Source organism: Pontibacillus yanchengensis, assembly GCF_009856295.1.
GTDB lineage: Bacteria > Bacillota > Bacilli > Bacillales > BH030062 > Pontibacillus > Pontibacillus yanchengensis_A.
Genome location: NZ_WMEU01000004.1, coordinates 91,619 through 113,109 on the forward strand (window position 1 = coordinate 91,619; position 21,491 = coordinate 113,109).

At 39.5% G+C, this 21,491-nt stretch carries 18 protein-coding genes and 2 pseudogenes; 15 read left to right on the forward strand and 5 right to left on the reverse strand.

The annotated features are described in order from the left end of the window. Positions 1-156: 156 nt before the first annotated feature. The 3 genes and pseudogenes from GLW08_RS22275 (at position 157) to GLW08_RS13075 (ending at position 3,378) form a co-directional block, all read left to right on the forward strand. Positions 157-327 (forward strand): hypothetical protein, encoded by a 171-nt coding sequence (locus GLW08_RS22275; RefSeq protein ID WP_337193937.1) that lies wholly within the window; start codon positions 157-159, stop codon positions 325-327. 210 nt (positions 328-537) lie between these two features. After that, positions 538-1,715: pseudogene (locus GLW08_RS13070) on the forward strand (lactate 2-monooxygenase). A gap of 139 nt (positions 1,716-1,854) precedes the next feature. Continuing rightward, positions 1,855-3,378, forward strand: a complete 1,524-nt coding sequence (locus tag GLW08_RS13075; protein WP_160849096.1) for a glycine betaine uptake BCCT transporter — start codon at positions 1,855-1,857, stop codon at positions 3,376-3,378. Between the two features lie 282 nt (positions 3,379-3,660). Here GLW08_RS13075 and GLW08_RS13080 read toward each other — a convergent pair whose 3' ends face one another. The 3 genes from GLW08_RS13080 to GLW08_RS13090 form a co-directional block, all read right to left on the reverse strand. Continuing rightward, positions 3,661-4,260 (reverse strand): response regulator transcription factor, encoded by a 600-nt coding sequence (locus GLW08_RS13080; RefSeq protein ID WP_160849097.1) that lies wholly within the window; start codon positions 4,258-4,260, stop codon positions 3,661-3,663. Further along, positions 4,257-5,393 carry a sensor histidine kinase gene (locus GLW08_RS13085; RefSeq protein WP_160849098.1) on the reverse strand — a complete coding sequence of 379 codons (1,137 nt, stop codon included), beginning with the start codon at positions 5,391-5,393 and terminating at the stop codon, positions 4,257-4,259. Before GLW08_RS13085 ends, GLW08_RS13080 begins: the two co-directional genes overlap by 4 nt. 152 nt (positions 5,394-5,545) lie before the next feature. After that, entirely contained in the window at positions 5,546-6,610 is a 1,065-nt protein-coding gene (locus GLW08_RS13090; protein ID WP_160849099.1) for a fatty acid desaturase, read from the reverse strand. 308 nt (positions 6,611-6,918) lie between these two features. On the opposite strand from GLW08_RS13090, the gene GLW08_RS13095 reads away from it, so the two are divergent. The 7 genes and pseudogenes from GLW08_RS13095 (at position 6,919) to arcC (ending at position 14,060) form a co-directional block, all read left to right on the forward strand. Next, complete coding sequence (locus GLW08_RS13095) at positions 6,919-7,623, forward strand: Dps family protein (RefSeq protein ID WP_160849100.1); 705 nt, start codon at positions 6,919-6,921, stop codon at positions 7,621-7,623. Positions 7,624-7,916: 293 nt separating this feature from the next. Continuing rightward, on the forward strand, positions 7,917-9,149 hold the full coding sequence (gene arcA / locus GLW08_RS13100) for an arginine deiminase (protein WP_160849101.1): 1,233 nt from the start codon (positions 7,917-7,919) through the stop codon (positions 9,147-9,149). A gap of 19 nt (positions 9,150-9,168) precedes the next feature. Further along, a complete protein-coding gene (gene argF, locus GLW08_RS13105; protein WP_160849102.1) occupies positions 9,169-10,206 on the forward strand; it encodes an ornithine carbamoyltransferase in 1,038 nt (345 codons plus the stop codon). A gap of 272 nt (positions 10,207-10,478) precedes the next feature. Beyond that, positions 10,479-11,093, forward strand: a pseudogene (locus GLW08_RS21655) (M20/M25/M40 family metallo-hydrolase); the annotation flags it as partial. Next, positions 11,090-11,521: a M20/M25/M40 family metallo-hydrolase gene (locus GLW08_RS22165; protein ID WP_202410172.1), complete on the forward strand. Its 432-nt coding sequence runs from the start codon at positions 11,090-11,092 to the stop codon at positions 11,519-11,521. The pseudogene GLW08_RS21655 and the gene GLW08_RS22165, both read left to right, overlap by 4 nt. A 22-nt stretch (positions 11,522-11,543) precedes the next feature. Next, positions 11,544-13,025 (forward strand): YfcC family protein, encoded by a 1,482-nt coding sequence (locus GLW08_RS13115; RefSeq protein WP_160849103.1) that lies wholly within the window; start codon positions 11,544-11,546, stop codon positions 13,023-13,025. A 72-nt stretch (positions 13,026-13,097) separates the two neighbouring features. After that, a complete protein-coding gene (gene arcC, locus GLW08_RS13120) occupies positions 13,098-14,060 on the forward strand; it encodes a carbamate kinase (protein WP_160849104.1) in 963 nt (320 codons plus the stop codon). Positions 14,061-14,093: 33 nt separating this feature from the next. Here arcC and GLW08_RS13125 read toward each other — a convergent pair whose 3' ends face one another. After that, positions 14,094-14,792 carry a Crp/Fnr family transcriptional regulator gene (locus tag GLW08_RS13125; protein WP_160849105.1) on the reverse strand — a complete coding sequence of 233 codons (699 nt, stop codon included), beginning with the start codon at positions 14,790-14,792 and terminating at the stop codon, positions 14,094-14,096. 304 nt (positions 14,793-15,096) lie between these two features. Between GLW08_RS13125 and GLW08_RS13130 the strand changes: the two genes are divergently transcribed. From GLW08_RS13130 to GLW08_RS13150, 5 genes are all read left to right on the forward strand, one after another. Then, positions 15,097-17,439 (forward strand): immune inhibitor A domain-containing protein, encoded by a 2,343-nt coding sequence (locus GLW08_RS13130; RefSeq protein WP_160849407.1) that lies wholly within the window; start codon positions 15,097-15,099, stop codon positions 17,437-17,439. A 420-nt stretch (positions 17,440-17,859) separates the two neighbouring features. After that, positions 17,860-18,174 carry a hypothetical protein gene (locus GLW08_RS13135; protein WP_160849106.1) on the forward strand — a complete coding sequence of 105 codons (315 nt, stop codon included), beginning with the start codon at positions 17,860-17,862 and terminating at the stop codon, positions 18,172-18,174. Between the two features lie 492 nt (positions 18,175-18,666). Continuing rightward, positions 18,667-19,839 (forward strand): IS200/IS605 family element RNA-guided endonuclease TnpB, encoded by a 1,173-nt coding sequence (tnpB, locus tag GLW08_RS13140; RefSeq protein ID WP_160849107.1) that lies wholly within the window; start codon positions 18,667-18,669, stop codon positions 19,837-19,839. Positions 19,840-20,156: 317 nt separating this feature from the next. After that, positions 20,157-20,750, forward strand: coding sequence for a hypothetical protein (locus tag GLW08_RS13145; protein WP_160849108.1), 594 nt, complete (start codon positions 20,157-20,159; stop codon positions 20,748-20,750). 18 nt (positions 20,751-20,768) lie between these two features. Next, positions 20,769-21,332 (forward strand): hypothetical protein, encoded by a 564-nt coding sequence (locus GLW08_RS13150; RefSeq protein ID WP_160849109.1) that lies wholly within the window; start codon positions 20,769-20,771, stop codon positions 21,330-21,332. Here the strand turns inward: GLW08_RS13150 and GLW08_RS13155 are convergent. Further along, a complete protein-coding gene (locus tag GLW08_RS13155) occupies positions 21,317-21,424 on the reverse strand; it encodes a DUF4023 family protein (protein WP_160849110.1) in 108 nt (35 codons plus the stop codon). The genes GLW08_RS13150 and GLW08_RS13155 overlap by 16 nt on opposite strands. Positions 21,425-21,491: the final 67 nt, after the last annotated feature.

Here is a 21,491-nt window from a genome sequence, read left to right on the forward strand (position 1 = left end):
TACTTTGTAATTTAGCAAAAAGTGATCCGGAAAATAGAATGTTAGAGGACTTCCCAGTTATTGTAGCTGTGACAAAGGATGATAAGTTCGTGACAGCAAGGCATACGCTGCAATCTCTATGGAAGGTAGGGGGGAGTTAGTTCAGGTCATCAAGAATTGGTTTTGAAACATCTTGAAGAGCGTTTTAAACACTGTGTAGATGAAAAGAACTACACCTTCATTCGCTATGACATCATCCAAGGGTTACGAAACCTTTACGATGTAGTAGATGAGGAAGAAATTAAGGAGAAAGCGTTGAAATTAATTGAGTTAGAACAAGATCTATAGAAATATTCCAAAGTATGGAAAGGTTTATAACGCATATTGCAATCGCTTGCAAAAATTATGATACGATGATGGTATATCTGAGAATAGCTCATTTGTAGTAATTGATTTATTAGGGAAAGTACTCTACATGTACAATTTAAGGACTAATGTTGGAAGCACACCCGATGAACAGACTTCATTCAGATAATTCTATCGTGAAGGGGAATCTGTATGTCGAATTACGGAAATCAAGTTCAATTTAAGATGTATCAGACCATGCACAACCCTGATCCAAAAAGGTTGCCGGTGGTTTATGAAGAGTGGGAAGAACAGGCGCGAGATATTTTAGAGGATGGTCCTTATTATTATGTTGCAGGAGGAGCTGGTGGGGAGAAGACTATGTCGTCAAACCTACGCGCTTTTGATCGTTGGAACATTGTTCCGAGAATGCTGCGAAATGTAGAGGACCGAGATTTAACGATTGATCTATTTGGGACAACTTACACTTCTCCTATGATGGTTGCACCTATTGGAGTCCAGTCTATTATACATCCAGATGGAGACATAGCTTCTGCCAAAGCAGCAGCATCGATGAATGTACCGTATATAACGAGTTCTGCCTCTTCAGCTTCAATGGAAGAAATAGCGAAAGCGATGGGCGATTCACCAAGATGGTTTCAACTCTACTGGAACAAGGATCCTGAAGTCACGGCTAGTTTCTTGAGGAGAGCGGAGGCTTCAGGTTATTCTGCCGTGGTTGTAACGTTAGACACACCGATGATGGCCTGGAGAGAGTACGACCTGAAGAATGTTTATCTTCCTTTCTTACTAGGAGAAGGATTAGGAAATTATTTTACAGACCCTGCCTTTTGTTCAAAAATTGAGTCTTCTCCACAAGAAGATCCAACCTCAGCTATTATGCACTGGACGAAAACGTTTGGTAATCCTGGGTTAACATGGAAGGATATTGCCTCTTTTTAAAAGAACATACGAGTTTACCGATCTTATTAAAAGGGATTTTACACCCAGAAGACGCGAAATTAGCGCTAAATTATGGTGTAGATGGTATTATTGTATCCAATCATGGAGGTCGTCAAGTAGATGGGGCAGTGGGAGCTCTAGAAGCGCTTCCTCATATTTGTGACATCGTACAAGGAGAAATCCCCGTGCTAATGGATAGTGGCATCAGAAGAGGAGCAGATGTCGTAAAAGCATTAGCATTAGGCGCTAATGCAGTTCTAGTAGGTCGGCCATGTATGTATGGACTAGCGGTAGCAGGTGAACGAGGTGTAAGGGAAGTGCTACAGAATATGTTGGCAGATACGGACTTAACACTAGCGTTATCTGGTGAAAAAGCTATTCGAGAAGTTGATCGTACGAATGTGATGAAATCCGAAGAGAATGGTTAACGGAAAACATCCCGTTCTATATACGTAGGTCGCGATGTTTTCTTATTACTACTCTGTTGAATAAGAACGTACCTCCTTAAGAATAATAAAGGTAATGTAAAAGACTATTATTCGTCTTAAGGAAGGAGGTCTTTCTGTAATGCTCAACAAATTTACTCCTGTATTCAAAATATCAGCAGGTGTTATGTTAGTTCTTGTTATTATTGGAGTCGTTTGGCCGGATGGATTAGAACGTATTACAACGAATGTTCAAGCCTTTATCGCAAGTAAATTAGGATGGTATTACCTTATTGTGACAACCATCTTTGTTCTTGTTGCATTGGTCTTTTTATTTACTCCAGTTGGAAAAATAAAATTAGGGAAGCCTGGGGAGAAACCTGAATTTTCACGGCCTACCTGGATTGCTATGTTGTTCAGTGCTGGGATGGGGATTGGACTTGTATTTTGGGGGACAGCTGAACCCATTAGTCACTATGCTGTGAGCTCTCCTACGGGTGAAACAGGTACAGATCAAGCCATAAAGGATGCAATGCAGTTTACTTATTTTCATTGGGGGATACACGCCTGGGCGATATATGGAATTGTGGCTCTTGTGTTGGCATACTTTAATTACCGACACGATAAGCCTGGGCTTATTAGTGCCACGCTTGAGCCTATTATTGGGGACAAAGCGAATGGCACGACTGGAAAAGTAATTGATATTTTTGCGGTCATTGCTACTGTTATTGGGGTAGCTACCACACTTGGGTTTGGAGCGGTGCAAATAAATGGAGGTTTGACTTTTTTATTTGATATCCCTAATAACTTTTTGATGCAACTCATCATTATTGTTATTGTTACTGTTCTGTTTATGATTTCAGCATGGACAGGTTTAGGGAAAGGAATCAAGATATTAAGTAATGCAAATATGGGATTAGCGGTGCTATTGTTTCTGCTGATTTTCTCATTAGGACCGACGATGTTCCTGTTAAACCTTTTTACTAATTCAATTGGTACGTATATTCAACAATTACCCGCCATGAGTTTTCGGATTGCTCCACTCAGTGAGGAAACGAGAGAATGGATTAAGTCATGGACTATTTTTTATTGGGCATGGTGGATTGCCTGGTCACCGTTTGTTGGAATCTTTATTGCTCGTGTTTCAAAAGGTCGCAGCATTCGGGAATTCGTGTTCACGGTGTTACTTGTTCCATCTGTTATTGGTTTCTTATGGTTTGCAACGTTTGGAGGCACCGCGATTCATCTTGAACATACTGGTATCGACACCATCTCTAAGCTTGCTACAGAAGAATCACTATTTGGTGTATTCGCAAACTTCCCATTAGGGATTGTGGCTTCCATTGTAGCGATTACGCTTATAAGTACGTTCTTTATTACATCTGCCGATTCGGGTACATTTGTATTAGGCTTAATGACAACTGGAGGAACCGGCGACCCGAGTCAAACGATAAAATTAACCTGGGGAGTACTACTCTCTGCAACAGCACTTGCTCTATTATACACAGGTGGTTTGCAAGCATTACAAAACACCATGATTATTGCAGCCTTTCCTTTCTCGATTATAATGCTACTTATGTCGATGAGTTTTGTGAAGTCGGTTTATCAAGAAGGAAAAAAGCTAGGCATTAGTAAGATTGATCAATCGAAGAAAGAATCGGAATAGAAACAGGAAAATCCCGCATTCAAATGGATGCGGGATTTTTAGAAAAGTAAAGAAGGTATAAATTTCTGGCGCTTACATGTCCAGCTCCAGCGCCCAGCGACTAGGATGCTTCCCCGCCTCTGCGATAAGTTAACATCGAATTACGCATGTTCGTGTTTCCTTTATCTCCTACGGAATTAGGTGAAATTCGATTGAAATCGCTACATCACGTAGCAACATCGAACCAACCTACGTCGTGTAGGCAGCAGCACATACGTCGCTAAACGGGCGCTTGCGCTTTTCTTACTTATTCCAACCTTTTTCTTTAAAACGAGAAATGGCTTCAATACGATTTGTCACTTCTAGTTTATCAAGGATAACAGAGATATAGTTTCGGACTGTTCCCGGGGTGATGTAGAGTTCACTAGAGATATCTTTGGTATTCTTACCGTCAGCCATGAGTTGAATGACCTGCTTTTCCCGTTCTGTTAAAGGATTTTCGTTTCCGAAGGCAAGGTCCATTAATTCGGGAGCAAAGATACGCTGGCCGTTCATTATTTTTTTAATAGAGGTGGCTAATTCTTCACTAGGGCTGTCTTTTAGTAAATACCCACTTACACCGGCTTTTTGGGCCCGTTCAAAGTAACCTGATCGGGCAAAAGTCGTTAAGATAATAATCTTACAAGGATCATCCTTTAACTCTTCTGCTGCATCCAGACCGCTTTTTAGTGGCATTTCAATATCCATAATGCAAACGTCTGGTTCAAGCTGTTTAACGAGCTTACAAGCTTCTTCGCCATTACTTGCATGGCCTACTACTTCCATATCCTCTTCTAAATCAAGTAAGGAACCAAGAGCACCAAGCAACATGCGCTGGTCTTCTGCAATGACGATACGAATCATACAGACTCCTCCTGTTCGGTTTGTTGAATAACATTAGGTACACGAATATTTAATGTTGTTCCATTTTCTGAAATTATTTCTAAATTACCATTCACAAACTCTAAGCGCTCACGCATCCCTTGTAGTCCATGTCCTTGATATGACTGTGTTTCATCTGAAATGCCGATTCCGTCGTCCTTTATTTGAATGTGCACTTCCGTTTCTGATTGTTCAATCAAGACGTTACACTTGGAAGCCCCACTATGCTTAACAATATTCGTAGCAGCTTCCTTCAAGCACATGCTCAACACGTTTTCTACTAATAAAGGCGTGTTTGAGAGAGTTGTATTCCCCTCAAATTGGAATTCCATTTCTGCAGCTTCAATAATTTGTTGAACTCGAGTAATTTCATCCTCAAGCTTGGCACCTCTCATATTTGAAACCATTTCACGGACTTCCTTTAAGGCTGTTCTGGCTGTTTGTCTTATATCGTGAATTTCATTGATTGCAGTATCAGGCTTTACTGAAACCAACTTACCTGCTAAATCACTTTTTAGACCAATCAGCGATAGTTTATGACCGAGTGTGTCATGTAGGTCACGAGCAATACGCTCCCGTTCTTCTAATACCATCAATTGTGAAATCCGTTCATTCGCGTCCTGAAGTTGACCTTCTAATTTGTGTTGCTTATTGCGATAGCGGATCGTGAATGGTAATAAAATAACCCCTATAATGCTAATGATAATAAAAGGTAGCTGTGGAAATAAAGACTCATTTTGTGTGAATAGGACGATAGTTATTGCTGCAATCGTTGTAGTGAGGTGCACGATATATAGTGAAAGAAAACCACCTTTATGATGTATATTACCGATAAAGAAGGCTAGAAAAAGCGAAAAATAGATATAGCCAAACAGCATTGTCATAATTAGGCTAATCGCCATCTCAATACTCACCCATAAATAAACGAGGCCACTATTAGAAATGAAAGAAAGTCGATAAGATAGAAAGAACATTAACGTCATACCAATACCAACTAAAATTTCCGTAACGGATGATGATCGAAATATAAAGAAAAAAGGGAGTAAGCAAAATATAATCCATACATATGAGCTAAGCCCTGTGTTTTTGGGGATAATGTGATACCACGTTTGCATAGGTACTCCTTTCTGACACGTTCTAGTATAGGTATAGCATATCCTATAAGGATAGAACCTGTCACGATTTCATCATTAATGTTTCATATGTAACAAACGAAAAACCCATTCCATGATTACAATAGAATGGGTTCGCGCTTGCGCTTTTAATCTTATTTGTCCTGAAAACTTGGGCGTTTTCCATTAATCATGGATTTTGCTCGAGCAATTGCTTCGGAATTTTTAAGAAGTGGTTTGACTTCTTTGAAGCTGACAAAGGTTTTATTTCTTGTATCATAAAGACGGAATCGAAGGGATTCTAAGCTTGATTTCAATGTGATCGTCGTTACTTTTTGTAACGGTGGTGTTGATTCATGAGCTTCTTCCAAGTTATAGTTCGGTACTCTAGGACTCAAATGGTGCACGTGATGGTAGCCAATACTTCCAGAAACCCACTGAAGGATTTTCGGTAGCTTATAATAGGAACTTCCATCAACAGCTGCTTTTACAAAGTCCCATTCGTCTTCATTTTCAAAATAGGAATCCTCAAATTGGTGCTGTACATAAAACAACCAAATGCCTAAGATGCCAGAAACATAAAGAATAGGCAGTTGAATAATAAGGAATGCTTGCCAGCCGATCGCCCATAAAAGTGCGGAATAGATGGCTATAGCAGAAATAGTCGTTAAATGTGTATTCAAACGTTCTTTTGGTTTTGCATCGCTTTGATTGAAGCGGTTTGCAATTAAGAATAAATACAACGGACCAAGTCCAAACATCACAATGGGATTACGGTAAAGACGATAAGCTAGCTTACCCCAGAAGGAAGCAGCAAGGTATTCGTCAACGGTCATAACCCAAATATCTCCCGTTCCTCGTTTATCAAGGTTTCCGCTTGTAGCATGGTGAATGGAATGCTCTCGTTTCCACTTTTCAAACGGAAACAGTGTAATAATGCCGGTGATTGTCCCAATAATCCGGTTTGCTTTCTTGCTTTTCAGGAACGACTGGTGGGTACAATCATGAAAGATAATAAAGATACGAACAACCAAACCTCCTGCTAGCATAGCTAGAGGAACAGCTATCCATACAGAAATAGCTAGGCTTTGATAAGCAAGATACCAAAGTAGTAAAAAAGGCAATAGGGTATTGACTAACTGTCTTACCCCTGCGGCTGTACTAGGTTTTGCATATGGTGACACACTCTTTTTTAGTTCTTTTTGTTTTTGTTTATCCATATTTATTACTCCTTTACACAGGCATATCTCGACCAACTTATAGTCTTATCATAAATGATATGGTGTTGGTTTATAAGACATAAACGTCAGGTGGCATACATGATATTTGTCATGGTTGTTTGTACTAACGCGCTAAGAAAGTCTTTTTTAGTTTGTAAAACAATGCCTTTTTTATGCGTGATTTTCGTTAGCTGTAAAATCGCAATGCGATAGCTGTAATGTAGAGAGAAGAAATTAGTTCGATATTAATAATATGTATCGTCTCCACCCATACTAAAAATGAACTTTATTTTGAAAGAGGGTAAAACATGCAAACTCATGATAATCAAGGATTTTCCCACGACGAATTTAAGCTAGGTAAATCAGGTTTTGATGCTACAATGCCAGGACACACCTCTCACCATCCAGAGAAGATGATTCTTCGTCAAGAGCCAAGGACGGCTCGTCAGGAAGGCTCTGGAATCAGCCTGCCTTATGAGACTCGTTTAGAGTTAGGGTTGATGCTAGATGAGCATAACTGTGCACTCTCTGTGGCTTTAAATCAATACACGAAGCATCATTGGCTCACAGAAGGTGCAGAGTCATTTGGCAGCTTGCATCATATTTTAGAAGAACACATTACAGTAACACAGGAGCACATTGATAAAATTGGGGAAAGGGTAGCTCGTTTAGGAGTTGTACCTACGGCTCATCCGGTGACCCAGCATGAAATTTCCTACATCAAGCACGAAGTAGAAGGTCGCTATACTATGCGTGATTTTCTTCGTAATGATCTAGAGCATGAGATCAAAGTTCAAGGGATGCTACGGAAGACCATCAACCGTGCTCATCAACTTCATGATTACGGTACAGTTGAAGTATGCGAGCAAGTGCTATTGAAGAGAGAGGATTTCGGCTATCACTTATGGAGTCTTTTAGAAGATGATACTTTAGTGCGAGGCATGTCCCATTTATTAGATGGAAACCTTGATATTGCTACCTCTAGACAATTAAATGATAACCTTCCGCAATAAGGAAAAGGCGAGCGGAGATAGTGCTCGCCTTTTCGTATGGAGTTGCAAATAGTCAGAATATATAAACTTTTCTTTGTGGATAGTATAGTTATAATTCGTTTATTCATTAGGTCAAAAGTAACAATCATATGAAATGTAAAATATGTGGATGTTTATACATAAACCTACATGTTCAACCGGATTTTTTGTGAAATTCATCACAATGGCACTGTCCTGGTCGTCACATCAAGCGCTTTCAAAAACCGATAAGATAAAGGTGTAAACAAGAAAACTTGCTCAAGGAGGGATGAACAATGAAATATCCACTACATGTTACTTCAGAAATAGGTGAACTAAAGACTGTTATTTTACATCGTCCTGGAAAAGAAGTAGAAAATCTAACACCTGAATATTTACAACGTTTACTGTTTGATGACATTCCGTTTCTCCCAGCTATACAAAAAGAGCACGACTACTTTGCCAATGCACTTCGTAATCAGGGTGTTGAAGTGCTTTATTTAGAGAGATTGTTAGAAGAATCCTTGCATTCCATACAATTACAAGAACAATTCGTAGATCAAATTCTTGAAGAAAGTAAATCAAACATAAATGGAGCAAGACACAATGTGAAGGAGTATTTATTACATGGTTCCGTTCAAGATTTAGTAGAAAAAGTCATGTCGGGGGTACTCAAGACAGACATTGAACAAGAGAAAAAAGTTCATCTTTATGAACTAATGGCTGATCATTATCCGTTCTATTTAGATCCTATGCCAAATCTCTATTTTACAAGAGACCCAGCAGCCGTGATTGGAAAAGGAATCTCTATTAATAAGATGAACGAGAGTGCTAGAGAAAGAGAATCAATCTTTATGGATTACATCATGAAGTATCATCCTCGTTTTGCAAAACACAACATACCAAAATGGTTCACCCGTGACTCCAGATTCTCAATGGAGGGTGGAGACCAGCTCATCTTAAATAAGCATACTGTAGCGGTAGGTGTCAGCTCACGCTCTACACCGCAGGCAATTGAAAAAATGGCTATCAATCTATTTAAGGATCAAGAAGACATTACGAAAGTTGTAGCTGTAGAAATACCAAAGTCTAGAGCGTTTATGCACTTAGATACAGTATTTACAATGGTAGATTATGATAAATTTACGATTCATCCTGCGATTGAAGGACCGGATGGAGACATGAGAATTTTCATCCTTGAAAAAGGAGAAGAGGAAAATCGTGTCACAATCAAACAAAGGAATAACCTCGCAGAGACCCTAAAAGAAGTCCTGGAATTAAAGGATATTGTTCTTATCCCATGTGGGGGTGGGGATCCAATCGCAGCAGCTCGAGAGCAGTGGAACGATGGTTCAAATACGTTAGCAATTGCCCCAGGTGTAGTCATGACGTATGACCGTAACTACGTCTCTAACAAGCTATTAAGGCAACACGGATTAGAGGTTATTGAAATCCCGAGCTCTGAACTTTCAAGGGGACGTGGAGGACCAAGATGCATGAGCATGCCAGTGTACCGAGAAGATATCTAACGAAGAGGAGAGGATAGACATGAACTTACTCAATCGTCATTTATTGACCCTTAAGGATTTTACTCCAGAGGAAATAGAATATTTAGTAGATACAGCTATCACTTTTAAACGCCTGAAAAACGAAGGAATTCCACATAGAGTGCTAGATGGAAAAAATATAGCCCTTTTATTTGAAAAACCATCGACCAGAACTCGTTGTGCGTTTGTTGTTGCTTGTGTGGATCTAGGAGCTCACCCTGAGTACCTTGGGAAAAATGATATTCAATTTGGAAAAAAAGAGTCGGTGGAAGATACAGCCATAGTGCTTGGCAGGATGTTTGATGGTATTGAATTTAGAGGCTTTAAGCATGAAACGGTAGAAGGTCTCGCTAAGTTTGCTGGTGTTCCGGTTTGGAATGGGTTAACCGATCTCTATCATCCTACGCAAATATTAGCTGACTTTATGACGATCAAAGAAGAGCTTGGTCATTTAAAAGGAGTGACATTCTCCTATATCGGTGATGCAAGAAATAACATGGGTAATTCCTTACTCATCGGGGCTGCCAAAATGGGGATGAACTTCAGAGCAGTAGCACCGAAAGAGTTATTCCCTTCTGATGATATTGTTACTTATGCACGAACCATTGCGAACGAAACGGGAGCTACTATTACGCTGACAGAAGATGTGCAAGAAGGCGTGAAGGAAGCAGATGTAATTTATACCGACGTATGGGTGTCTATGGGAGAAGAAGATCAATATGAACAGCGTATTCAAATGTTAAAACCTTATCAAGTCAATCAACAAATGATGGAGATGACAGGGAAGGATCATACACTGTTCATGCACTGCTTACCTTCTTTTCATGATTTAGAAACTGTGGTGGGAAGAGAGATGCACGACAAGTTTGGACTAACAGAATTGGAGGTCACCGACGATGTTTTCCGTAGTAAGAATTCTGTTGTCTTCGATGAAGCAGAAAACCGTATGCATACCATAAAAGCGGTCATGGCTGCTACGTTAACGGAAGGTGATGTGAATGACCTTATTAAACGAAGCGCATCTGTTAGCTCAGCTTAAACAAGAAGAGTCGACCGTTTTGAAGGTCTAAAGAAACTTGTACGGATTCCAAGTGTTCTGACAGAAGATCATTCTCCGTATCCATTTAGTGCACCGATACAGGAAGCATTGGAAACGACATTATGTCTTTGTGAAGGTTTAGGTTTTCGAGTTTATCTAGATCCTGATGGGTACTATGGCTATGCGGAAATAGGAGACGGGAAAGAAATGATAGGTGTGCTAGGACATCTAGATGTAGTGCCACCAGGAAGTGTGTTGAGAATTGGGAGGAGGACCCTTTTGAACCTGTCATCAAAGCAGGCAAAATGTATAGCCGTGGTACACAGGACGACAAGGGTCCAACTCTTGCAGCGCTCTTTGCGGCAAGGGTATTAATAAACTTAGGTGTGACGTTTCCTAAACGATTACGATTCATCTTTGGTACCGATGAAGAGACGTTATGGCGTTGCATGAACAAATACAACCAACAAGAAGAAATGCCTTCTTATGGATTTGTTCCAGATTCCTCCTTCCCGCTTACTTACGCAGAAAAGGGTCTTCTACAACTGCATCTTGAAGCGGATAATGAAACAACCTTACGTCTCCGAGGAGGGATTTCCTTTAATGCTGTACCTGATTCCCTCGTATATGAAGGAGAGGATCAGGAACGGTTACTAGAAGCTCTACAGGAGTTGGAGATTCCTTTCGAGAAAAAAGAAAATAGTATCACGGTTCTTGGTAAATCAGCTCATGCCCACGTAACAGAACAAGGAGTAACTGCAATTAGTCTACTAGCCATTGCGCTTCATCATATTGGTATATCAACCAAAGCGATTGATTTTATCGCCAATGAATTGGTGAGGACTCATATGCAACAACCATTTTTGGCAACTGCGAGGATGAAGTGAGCGGGAAGCTCAAATGCAACATCGGGATGATTGATATCGGACAACGTGAAACGATTTCTATCGACATACGGATTCCAGTAACGGTGGAGAAAGAAGACGTTGTTCAAACGTTAATCAGGGTAGCAGAGAACTATTCTTTACACTACAAAGAAGTCGATTGGTTAAAGTCGATTTATATTCCAAAAGATCACTTTATCGTGAAAAATTTAATGAAAGTGTATCAAGAGGAAACAGGGGATATAGCATCAAAACCTATTTCAGCAGGAGGGGCAACTTGTGCACGAGCCATAGGAAATGCGGTTGCATTTGGAGCAGTGTTCCCGAATCCTCCCAAGGTTGAACACCAACCTAATGAGTACATCGACTTAACGGATCTGTTTTCCGCTATGAAACTCTATGCTAAAGCAATCTATCAATTAACCCGATAGTTTACGAAACGGAGGGTTTACGATGAAAAAATTCAAAATGCCTACTGCGTTTACGATTTTGTTTCTCATTATTATAGCGGTTGCGGTTATGACGTGGATTGTACCAGCAGGTCAATACGATTATGTGGATCCTGAGGCATCTACACTTGAGCCAATACCAGGCACATATAGTTCAGCAGAACAAAATCCTCAAGGGTTGTGGGAAGTACTTTACGCTCCGATAAAAGGGTTTTTTGATGCGCAAGACATTGCCTTATTTGTCATTGTGATTGGTGGATTCTTAGGTGTAGTTATGAAAACGGGAGCGATTGATGCTGGAATTGGACATGTCGTCAGGAAGCTAGAAGGTCGAGAAAGAGTCATGATTCCAATTCTTATGATTCTATTTGCTTTAGGTGGTACAACATACGGTATGGCAGAAGAAACGATAGCGTTCTACCCATTAATTATCCCTATTATTATTGCAGCTGGTTACGATGCCTTAACGGCCGTATTGATTATTGCAGTTGGTGCAGGGGTGGGAGTATTAGGTTCAACCGTTAACCCATTTGCTACAGGGATTGCATCAGGATTTGCTGGTGTCTCCATTGGAGATGGCATTATTGTCAGAGTGTTGATCCTAGTCATTTCCTTAGCCATTGCTATCTTCTACGTCATGCGATATGCAGATAAAGTGAAAAATGAACCAAGTAAGTCATTAGTATCTCATCTAGCTATTCAACATAAAGAAGATTTTCTAAAAGGAAACGACACGATTGAAGTTGTCGAGTTGACCAAAAGAAGAAAAGTTGTGCTTTGGATTTTCGGATTAACGTTCTTCATTATGATTCTTGGTGTCATTCCATGGGCTTGGAAATTTAACATTACCCTCTTTGAAGATATCAATAATGCAATACTAGGCATTCCAGGGGTAGGTAGTGTGTTAGGCAATATCCTACCGCTTGGTGATTGGTGGTTTGGAGAGTTGGCTTTATTATTCTTAGTGGCTTCTATCATCATTGGTTTGATTTACAAAATGCCAGAAGAAGAACTTACCGGTTCTTTTGTAGACGGAGCGAAAGATTTATTAGGTGTAGCCTTAATCATTGGTGTTTCCCGAGGCATTACCGTTGTCATGAATGATGGGGGAATGTCAGCAACAGTGCTTCATTGGGGTGAAAATTTACTAGCTGAATTAGGTCCGATCACATTTGCGAATATTTCGTTCCTATTTTTCTTACCATTATCCTTCTTAGTTCCATCTACATCTGGTTTAGCTACATTGTCTATGCCGATTATGGCTCCACTTGCAGATTTTGCTGGAGTAGATCGAGCCATTGTTATCACAGCATATCAATCAGCATCTGGAATTATTAATCTAATCACCCCAACATCTGCTGTTATCATGGGAGCCTTGGCAATCGCTAGAGTTCCATACGATATTTATTTTAAATTCATGTGGAAGTTATTGATTGTTCTTACTCTACTTGTCATGGCTGTGTTGAGTATAACGGTATTTGTATAAACAATCTTACGTGTGAGGCAAGTGATATAAGCTCGCTTCTCACTACCTACTCTTGGAGAGGAGTCACATAAAATGACTAAACAAAAAGTTGTGATTGCTTTAGGTGGAAATGCTATACAAACGGGAAATGGCGCTACAGCAGAGGATCAAAAGAACGCATGCTATCAAACGGCCAAGCAGCTAGCGCACATCTCGAAGCTAGGTCATGATATCGTCATCACCCATGGCAATGGACCACAAGTTGGCAACATCGTCCTTCAACAGCAACTCAATCAAAGTGAGAAGCTACCCGCCATGCCACTAGATACATGCGGAGCGATGAGTCAGGGGATGATTGGCTATTGGTTACAAAATGCATTATATGAAGTATTTCAACAAGAAGGTATTAATCGTACGGCAGCTACTACCGTGACACAAGTGGTTGTTGATCAGAATGACCCAGCTTTTCAACATCCTACTAAACCAATTGGATCTTTTTACGATGAGGCAGAAGCGAAAGAATTAATGGAAATAAAAGGATACACCATGAAAGAAGATGCTGGCCGAGGGTATCGAAGATTAGTCCCATCACCAAAACCATTGGACATCATTGAAAAAGACATGATTCAATTCCTGGTAGATCATAAATTCGTGGTTATTGCAGGTGGGGGAGGCGGAATACCAGTAGCTAAGCACGAAGGAAAACTGATTGGTGTTGAAGCGGTTATTGATAAAGATCTGACAACGGAAAAAATAGCTGAACTGATCGATGCAGACACGCTCCTGATTCTAACCGCTGTTGAAAAAATCTTCCTTCATTTTGGATCGCCACAGCAGCAGGATTTAGAGCAACTAACATATGAGGAAGCCGTAACATATAAAGAACAAGGACATTTTGCTCCAGGAAGTATGTTACCAAAAGTAGAAGCTGCGCTAGCTTTTGTGAATTCGAAACCAGGTAGAAAAGCCATCATTACATCACTAGACAAAGCGTATGATGCTGTTCTAGGAAAAGCAGGAACGACTATTTTGTCCAAAGAAGCTTGTCTATCCTAAGAAGAGGTTCTCTCGAAAGGAGAGAACCTCTTTCTATGCAATAGTAGATAAGAAATGTGTAGGGTCTTTGAGGATAAGATTTTTGTTCTTTTGGATAACAAGTTTCTCCTCTTTTTTGAGAGAGCTAAACACATGACTTACGGTTTCTCGAGAAGTACCTGTTAGCTTCGCTGCCTCGACTGTAGTTATCGGACAAGGAATAACAATTGCTCCGTCTCTTTCTTCTCCAAGATCCTCTGCAAGGTATCCAAGTAATTGAATGATACGTTTACTAGCACTAGAATTTGTCATGCTGAGTAGTCTATGTTCGAGCATAACAATCTTATTCGTTAAGCACCTGACTAAGTTCATTAATAATTTTTTGTTGCGTTTTAACAATCCCTCGAAATAATACGTTGGAATGTAAAGGAGGTCTACATCCGTAAAAGCCTCAGCGCTATAGGAGTAATCCTCATCATAGAACAATCCCTCATATGGGAAGAAAGAAGATGGTTTCAAAAAAGCATCAAAACGAGTCGTTCCACTAGTGTTTGTTTTTTCTAAGCGAACATAACCCTTCACGACCATATAAAATCTTTCTCTGGGATCACCTTCCATAAATAGCAATTGTCCTTTTTTATAATGCCGGAAATATGCATGGGCTTCGATATCCTTTCGTTCCTTGGCCGTTAAAATAGACAAAACATCGGAATGCTGAATTGCTTCTGTAGGGAACTCTTTCTTCACTGTCATGCAGAACACCTCCATCTACATTAAGTGTACTGTACTCTTAGCATGATAACGCTTCAAAATTATTACAAATTATCGAATAATCAGGGCGGGATATAAGGCCTATTTCATGTAAAAAGATAGGTATTTAGAACGTGACACTCATGTCGCTTTAACAAGAACGCACACTTCTTTTGTAGAATCGATTGATTATTCAGAAAATACCAGTATATTAAGAATAACGGCCGATTATTCATCATTTTTTTGAGGGAGGAAACAGATAGTGAAGAAAAGTAAAATTTTGACGTCTGCATTGGCGCTTACATTAATGGTAGGGCCATTAAGTACAAGTGCAATGGAAAAAAAGGTAGAAAGTGTGGAGGACCTACATAAGCATCACTCACATGAGGGTTCACCGTTCGACCTGGCAATTGCCAATGATGAAAAACTAATCGAAATGCTAAAAGAGGACGGTAAGATTGCCAAGGATGCAACACCTGCTGAAGCGGAGAAGGGATTGAATAAGTTTCTGAAAGCGAAGGCTGAAGGTGCTAAGAAAGAAGCGGGTGAGTTGTCTGAGGAAGCTGGAGATTCTAAAGCGAAGTTGAAAGAAGCGATGGAAAACAGTAGCTTAACAAGTGGTGCAGGTAATAAAGTTGGACAAACTAAGCAAACTGAAGTAGAAAGTGTAGAAGCAGAGACATATAATGGCGAAATGCGTACGGATAAAGTACTTGTTTTACTTATTGATTATCCAGACAAGCCACATAATTCCATGAGTGCGGATGAAACAGATATGTATTACGAAGGCGAAGGTGCATACTCTCCTGAGCACTATCAGGATATGTTGTTTGGAAAAGGTGGCTGGACTGGCCCGGACGGTAAAACCTATGTTTCTATGAAACAATATTATGAGCAGCAATCAGGTGGAAGTTATTCGGTTGAAGGGGAGGTTGCTGGATGGTACACAGCAAGTCAACCTGCAGCGGCTTATGGTGGAAACTATCCAACAGAAGATGATAGTGATGTGAATGCTCGTGGTCTTGTGAAGGAGGCATTAGAGGCAGCAGCAAACGATAAGAGTGTAGAGTTAAAAAATTATGATCAATGGGATCGATATGATCTTGATGGTGATGGAAACTATTTAGAGCCTGATGGTCTTATTGATCACTTAATGGTCATTCATTCCGGTGTTGGTGAAGAAGCTGGTGGAGGTTCACTAGGGTCAGATGCTATTTGGTCTCATCGTTGGAATCTCGGCGAAGTATTTAATATAAAACGTACTAAATCAGATGTGAATTATTTTGGGAAAACATTGGCAGCTTACGACTATACTATTGAACCAGAAGATGGCGCGGTTGGTGTAATGGCTCATGAATTCGGACATGATCTTGGTCTTCCGGATGAATATGATACGCAGTACACTGGTGCAGGGGAACCAGTAAGCTACTGGTCGATTATGTCTAGTGGTAGCTGGGCAGGAGACATTCCAGGAACGATGCCTACTGGATTTAGTCCTTACATGAAGGAAATGTTACAGGCTTCAGCTGTAGTGGATAATGAGGGAACGGAAGGGAACTGGCTAACAGGTACTGAGGTTAATCTAGAGGATGTTAATAGTTATGGGGAAGAATTTCTTTTAGATGAAGCAGTAACTAAAGGTACGAATAATGATGTTGTGAAAGTAAATCTTCCTCAAAAAGAAACGGTTATTAATGAACCATATAGTGGGGAATCAGAATATTTTAGTGGTAGTGGTAATAATCTTGATAACTCAATGACAATGTCATTGGACCTTAGGAAGGTAATCAATAATGCTGAGTTAACTTTTAAAGCTTGGTACGACATTGAAGAAGATTGGGATTATGCTTCTGTGAAGGTAAATGGTAAATCTATAAAGGGGGATATTACAACAACGGATAACCCTTATGGTCAAAATCCTGGATTTGGTATTACTAGTAAATCAGACGGATGGATTGATGCTAAATTTGATTTGTCATCATATGCAGGTCAAGAAATTGAATTAGAAATTAATTATTGGACAGATGGTTACGTTGCGAATCCTGGTTTTTATGTTGACGATATCTATGTGTATGTTGATGGAGAGCGAACTTTCTATGATAATGCTGAAGAAACAAGTGAATTTGTTTTTAACGGGTTTGAAAAAACTGATGGAAAAGTCTATTCTGACCACTACTACCTACTAGAATGGCGTAGTCACAACGGCGTAGATGAAGGCCTTGCCAATATTCGTCGTGGAGCAAGCCTAATGACATTCGATGATGGTCTTGTTGTTTGGTATGTCGATAAGAAGTATAGCGAAAATTGGACAGGCATTCATCCTGGTGATGGATTTATCGGTGTCGTAGACGCTGATCAACACACGAATTACTGGAGTGATGGAGCAGTTGCTTCTACTCGCTACCAAGTTCATGATGCAGCCTTTAATTACGATAAATCAGTAGAAATGTTCTTGGATTATACGGACATCTATGGAATTACGTTAAAGGATAATTATACTCAAAGAGGTGCACTATTCGACGATAGTGAAGACTACTCTAATGCAGGTTTAGTAGATGCTGGTCGTAATGTGCCTAAGTACGGTCTTAAGTTCCGTGTAACAGGTCAAAGTGACGATGGAACAGTAGGTAAGGTGCTAATCTTTAAATAATATTGAACGCCTGTAACAAATTATTCTTTAGGTATGGTCACCCCCGACAAAAAACTGAGCGGTAGTAGTTCCCATTTGAACTATTACCGCATTTTTTTACCCTAAATACATCGGATTGCTACCGTTCTCAGTGTTTTCTTTATCTCATGAATGATTTGGGGAAGTTCGATCAAAGTCGCTACATCACGTAGTAATATCGAACCAGCCCACGTCCTGTGGGCAGTAGTTTGTACGTTGCTATACTGGTGCTTGCGCTTTGTGCCCCTTTTTGTAATGCGTTTGTTGTCGGTATGACTGCTTTCTATGTCGTATTACTAGAAGCTTTCACTAGTTTTGTTGAATCGATTGATTTTTCTGAAAATAACAGTATATTAATAGATACAAGCTTTTATTCGTAAAATTTGAAAGGGGAAGTGTCTAATGAAAAAGGGAAACATGTTGTCTGCTATTTTTGCTTTGATGTGTACGATTGTAAGTTTGCAATGGAATGCTGTTGAAAAGTTGGGCAATCGATTTGCTACGCATTTGAATAGAGGCGAGATGTTTATTTTTGGCATTGGCATGGTTCCGAACGTGAATGTAATGGTGAAGAACATCAATAAGAATGATCTGCTTTTTGAATGGAAGAAATGTTTAAGTGCTATGGTTAAAGAACCTGTGACTAAATATAGACAAAATCACTTCAATCGACGAGCCAGGGGGAGTCCGATTTACGTAACACAAAAAATCTATTAAATCATTTTCAATTTTCATATAGATGAATGAATACTACGTATATATACCATGTTGAGCGGTAAAAAAATTGAATGGGAGGTTTTGCGATACGATATACCTTTTTAAAAGTCTAAGGAAAGCTGAGTAAAAGACTTAATTGCAATGTAATTTTCATAGGAGATGGAGGCGATATAGAAAAAGTAAGAACTAGTTTTACCATAATCTCGGGCGAAATAACAAAAGAGGGAGGGGACACCAGGCAAAAACTGATCATAATAGACATTCTTAAGGCATGAGCTCTCATTCGAGCCCATGCCTTCTTTTTATCTGAAATAGGCGAGAAAACCCCCATCTTCAAGGATGTGAAGGGCAAAGCACAATGAGTAAGTGGGGGATGAATCGCCTTCGGACAAGAGATAGATAATGCTATCTCGATTGTTCTACACGAAACCAAACAAATGTTCTTATTTTACTTCCCTTTTGGTATAATGAAATAGAGGTAGGTGAAAAGGAATGAATGTGAAAAAAGCATACAAATTTCGTATCTATCCAACCAAAAAGCAAGGGGAGCTAATCAACAAGACGATTGGATGTTCTCGCTTTGTTTACAACTATTTTGTTGGAAAGCAAAAAAACAAAGACGCTTATTGGTATATCGCCAACGAAATGATGCAAAACGGTCAACTTACTGAAAACAATTGGAAAGGAGAGTTCTTTAACAAGAACCAATCCATTAAAGCGGTTCGAGCATTAAAAAAACACTATCCATTTTTAAAAGAAGTCGATAGTATCGCCCTTCAAAAATCGGTTGAAATCGTGAATGATGCTTATACTCGCTTTTACAAAAAACAAAACAGAGAACCACGTTTCAAATCAAAAAAGAATCCTGTTCAGTCCTATACAACGAAATGGGTAAATGGAAATATCGTTGTTTTGGCTAAACACGTTCAATTACCGAAATTAGGGCTCGTTCGCTTTGCCAAAAGCCGAGAGGTGGAAGGGCGTATCATAAACGCAACGATTAGACGTAATCCTTCGGGAAGATATTTCATTTCGATTGTAGCTGAAACAGAAGTTGAACCATTTGAAAAGACAGGTTCAGCCGTCGGTATTGATGTCGGATTGAAAGACTTTGCCACGCTTTCAGATGAAACGGTATATGCGAACCCAAAGTTCTTTTGTACATTAGAAAAGAAATTGGCAAAAGCCCAACGCATTCTTTCCAGACGAAAAACAGGTTCTTCTAACTGGCAGAAACAAAAGATAAAAGTGGCGCTACTTCATGAAAAGATGGCAAATGCAAGAAAAGATATGTTAGATAAACTCTCTACCGATATCGTCAAAAACCACGACATTATTGGTATTGAAGATTTGGCTGTAAAGAATATTTTAAAGAATCACCATTTTGCCAAAGCCATTAGTGAAGTAGCTTGGGCTCAATTCAGATCAATGCTTGAATATAAGGCAGCATGGTACGGTAAACAGGTTGTGACCGTAGCGAAAAACTATCCTTCCAGTCAGCTTTGTTCCACGTGTGGTCACAAAAATAAAGACGTTAAACATCTTGCTTTGCGTGAATGGGAATGCCCTACGTGCCAAACGCATCATCAAAGAGATATTAACGCAAGTTTAAATCTTCGTAACGAAGCACTACGATTAACCGCAGGAGCTGCGGGGATAGCCTAATCCACAACGAACCGATGGGTTGGTGTTCTTAGGAATCCCCACTTCAATCAGACCTAATGGTCGATAAGTGGCGGGTAGTTCAATACCGGGGAAATACTATATTAATATGATGTTACTTGTTTGCTTTGATTTTAAATGGATTTTTCTTTTGTGTCTGTTTTAAAATTTTTTTAATTTCTTTCTTACTTTTCATTTGTAAAACACCGCCTCTATGAAAAATGTTTCTATTATTTTGACCAAATGAGACTAGTTTTATACATAACTCTAGTAAACCTCTCATATCTTCTAGTAAAACGAGCAAAAGTAGGTGCGATCTTATGAGAGTGTATAGTAAGCACGATGTTCTGGGACAAGTTTTGAATCTTCCAAGAGCATCTAAACATAGTAAGAGTTTCTATCACCAAGTTGTAAGAATGATTTCTTCTTTTTCAACTATGGTAGAGGTGCAAGTTACCGTTCCTTCGTTTGTGTATCTTCGCGCTAAGATACTATGTGAACATATCGAAGAAGAATATGAAATGGCATTTAGATTGAATGATCTTATATGGATTCTGTATAAAGATTTTATGAGGCATTCCTTCCATAAAGCTGATTTATATCAAGTATATAAGACCTTTCAGGAGCGGATGGATGATTCCATTGAGGTGTATCATTATGGTCAGTTAGTTGAGAGATTCCAGCATAAGTCCACTCAAGTTAACAATATAATAGTAATGAAAGTGCCAAAAAAAGAAGTTCGCGATGGGGAAGCATTATTAGCTGAAATGGATACACTATATCCAAATTCACTCATGTTTGAGGATATGGTTTCACAGCTGTTGATTCACTTTATGGAACAATATAAGCATCACTCATCTAAAGATATGGTTCATTCCTTAGTGAAAAAGGCAGAAAGGTACATGGAAAGATAAGGAGAGGTGGGATTGTGTATGAGTGGAGATAAGGCGAAAACGGAGCAAATAGAGAAGCTACTAACTTGTCTTACAAAGGTTCAGGCGGAACAGGAAGAAGTCAATCATGAGCTTAAAGAAAAACAAAACCTTCGTGGCATTACAAGTAAAATTCTGAGAGAAGGTAAGAAATATTTCAATCAGGTGGTAGTTAAAAAATCACTGGTATTAGCCATAATTATAAGCTTATTTGTTTTTGCATCTGCTCCCATTCAAGTGTTGATTGCCTATAGTTATACGTTTCGTATCCCTATTTACATAGTGTCTAGTGTAACGGTTATCTTATATGTGATTGGAAGAGGCGGGGATTGGTATAGGTGGGGCCTGAATGCATGTCTCCCCTTCCTTGTCACAACGATTTTTGCTCAAATGTCTAGTCTTGCACACGACATGTCGTACAAGGAATGGCTCCTTCAAGATACAACAAGTACGGGAAACATGATGGTTGCCTCTCTTGGATATGGGGTTCTTTTACTAGTTACCATATTGTGGTTTCCTAAGCTTTCGAAGCGTATGGTAGTACTACTTCAAAATTTCGTGTGATTCGCTTTACCTTGTCGCTGTTTGTTTTGTTCATCTTGTTTTTGCTTTGCTTGAAAATCCTCTATAAAATCGTGTGTACTCTTCTTATCCATCTTGTTTCCCTCCTTTTTATGCATAGCATTACTGTAACCATTTTGTAGGAAAAGCATGCATAGGAAG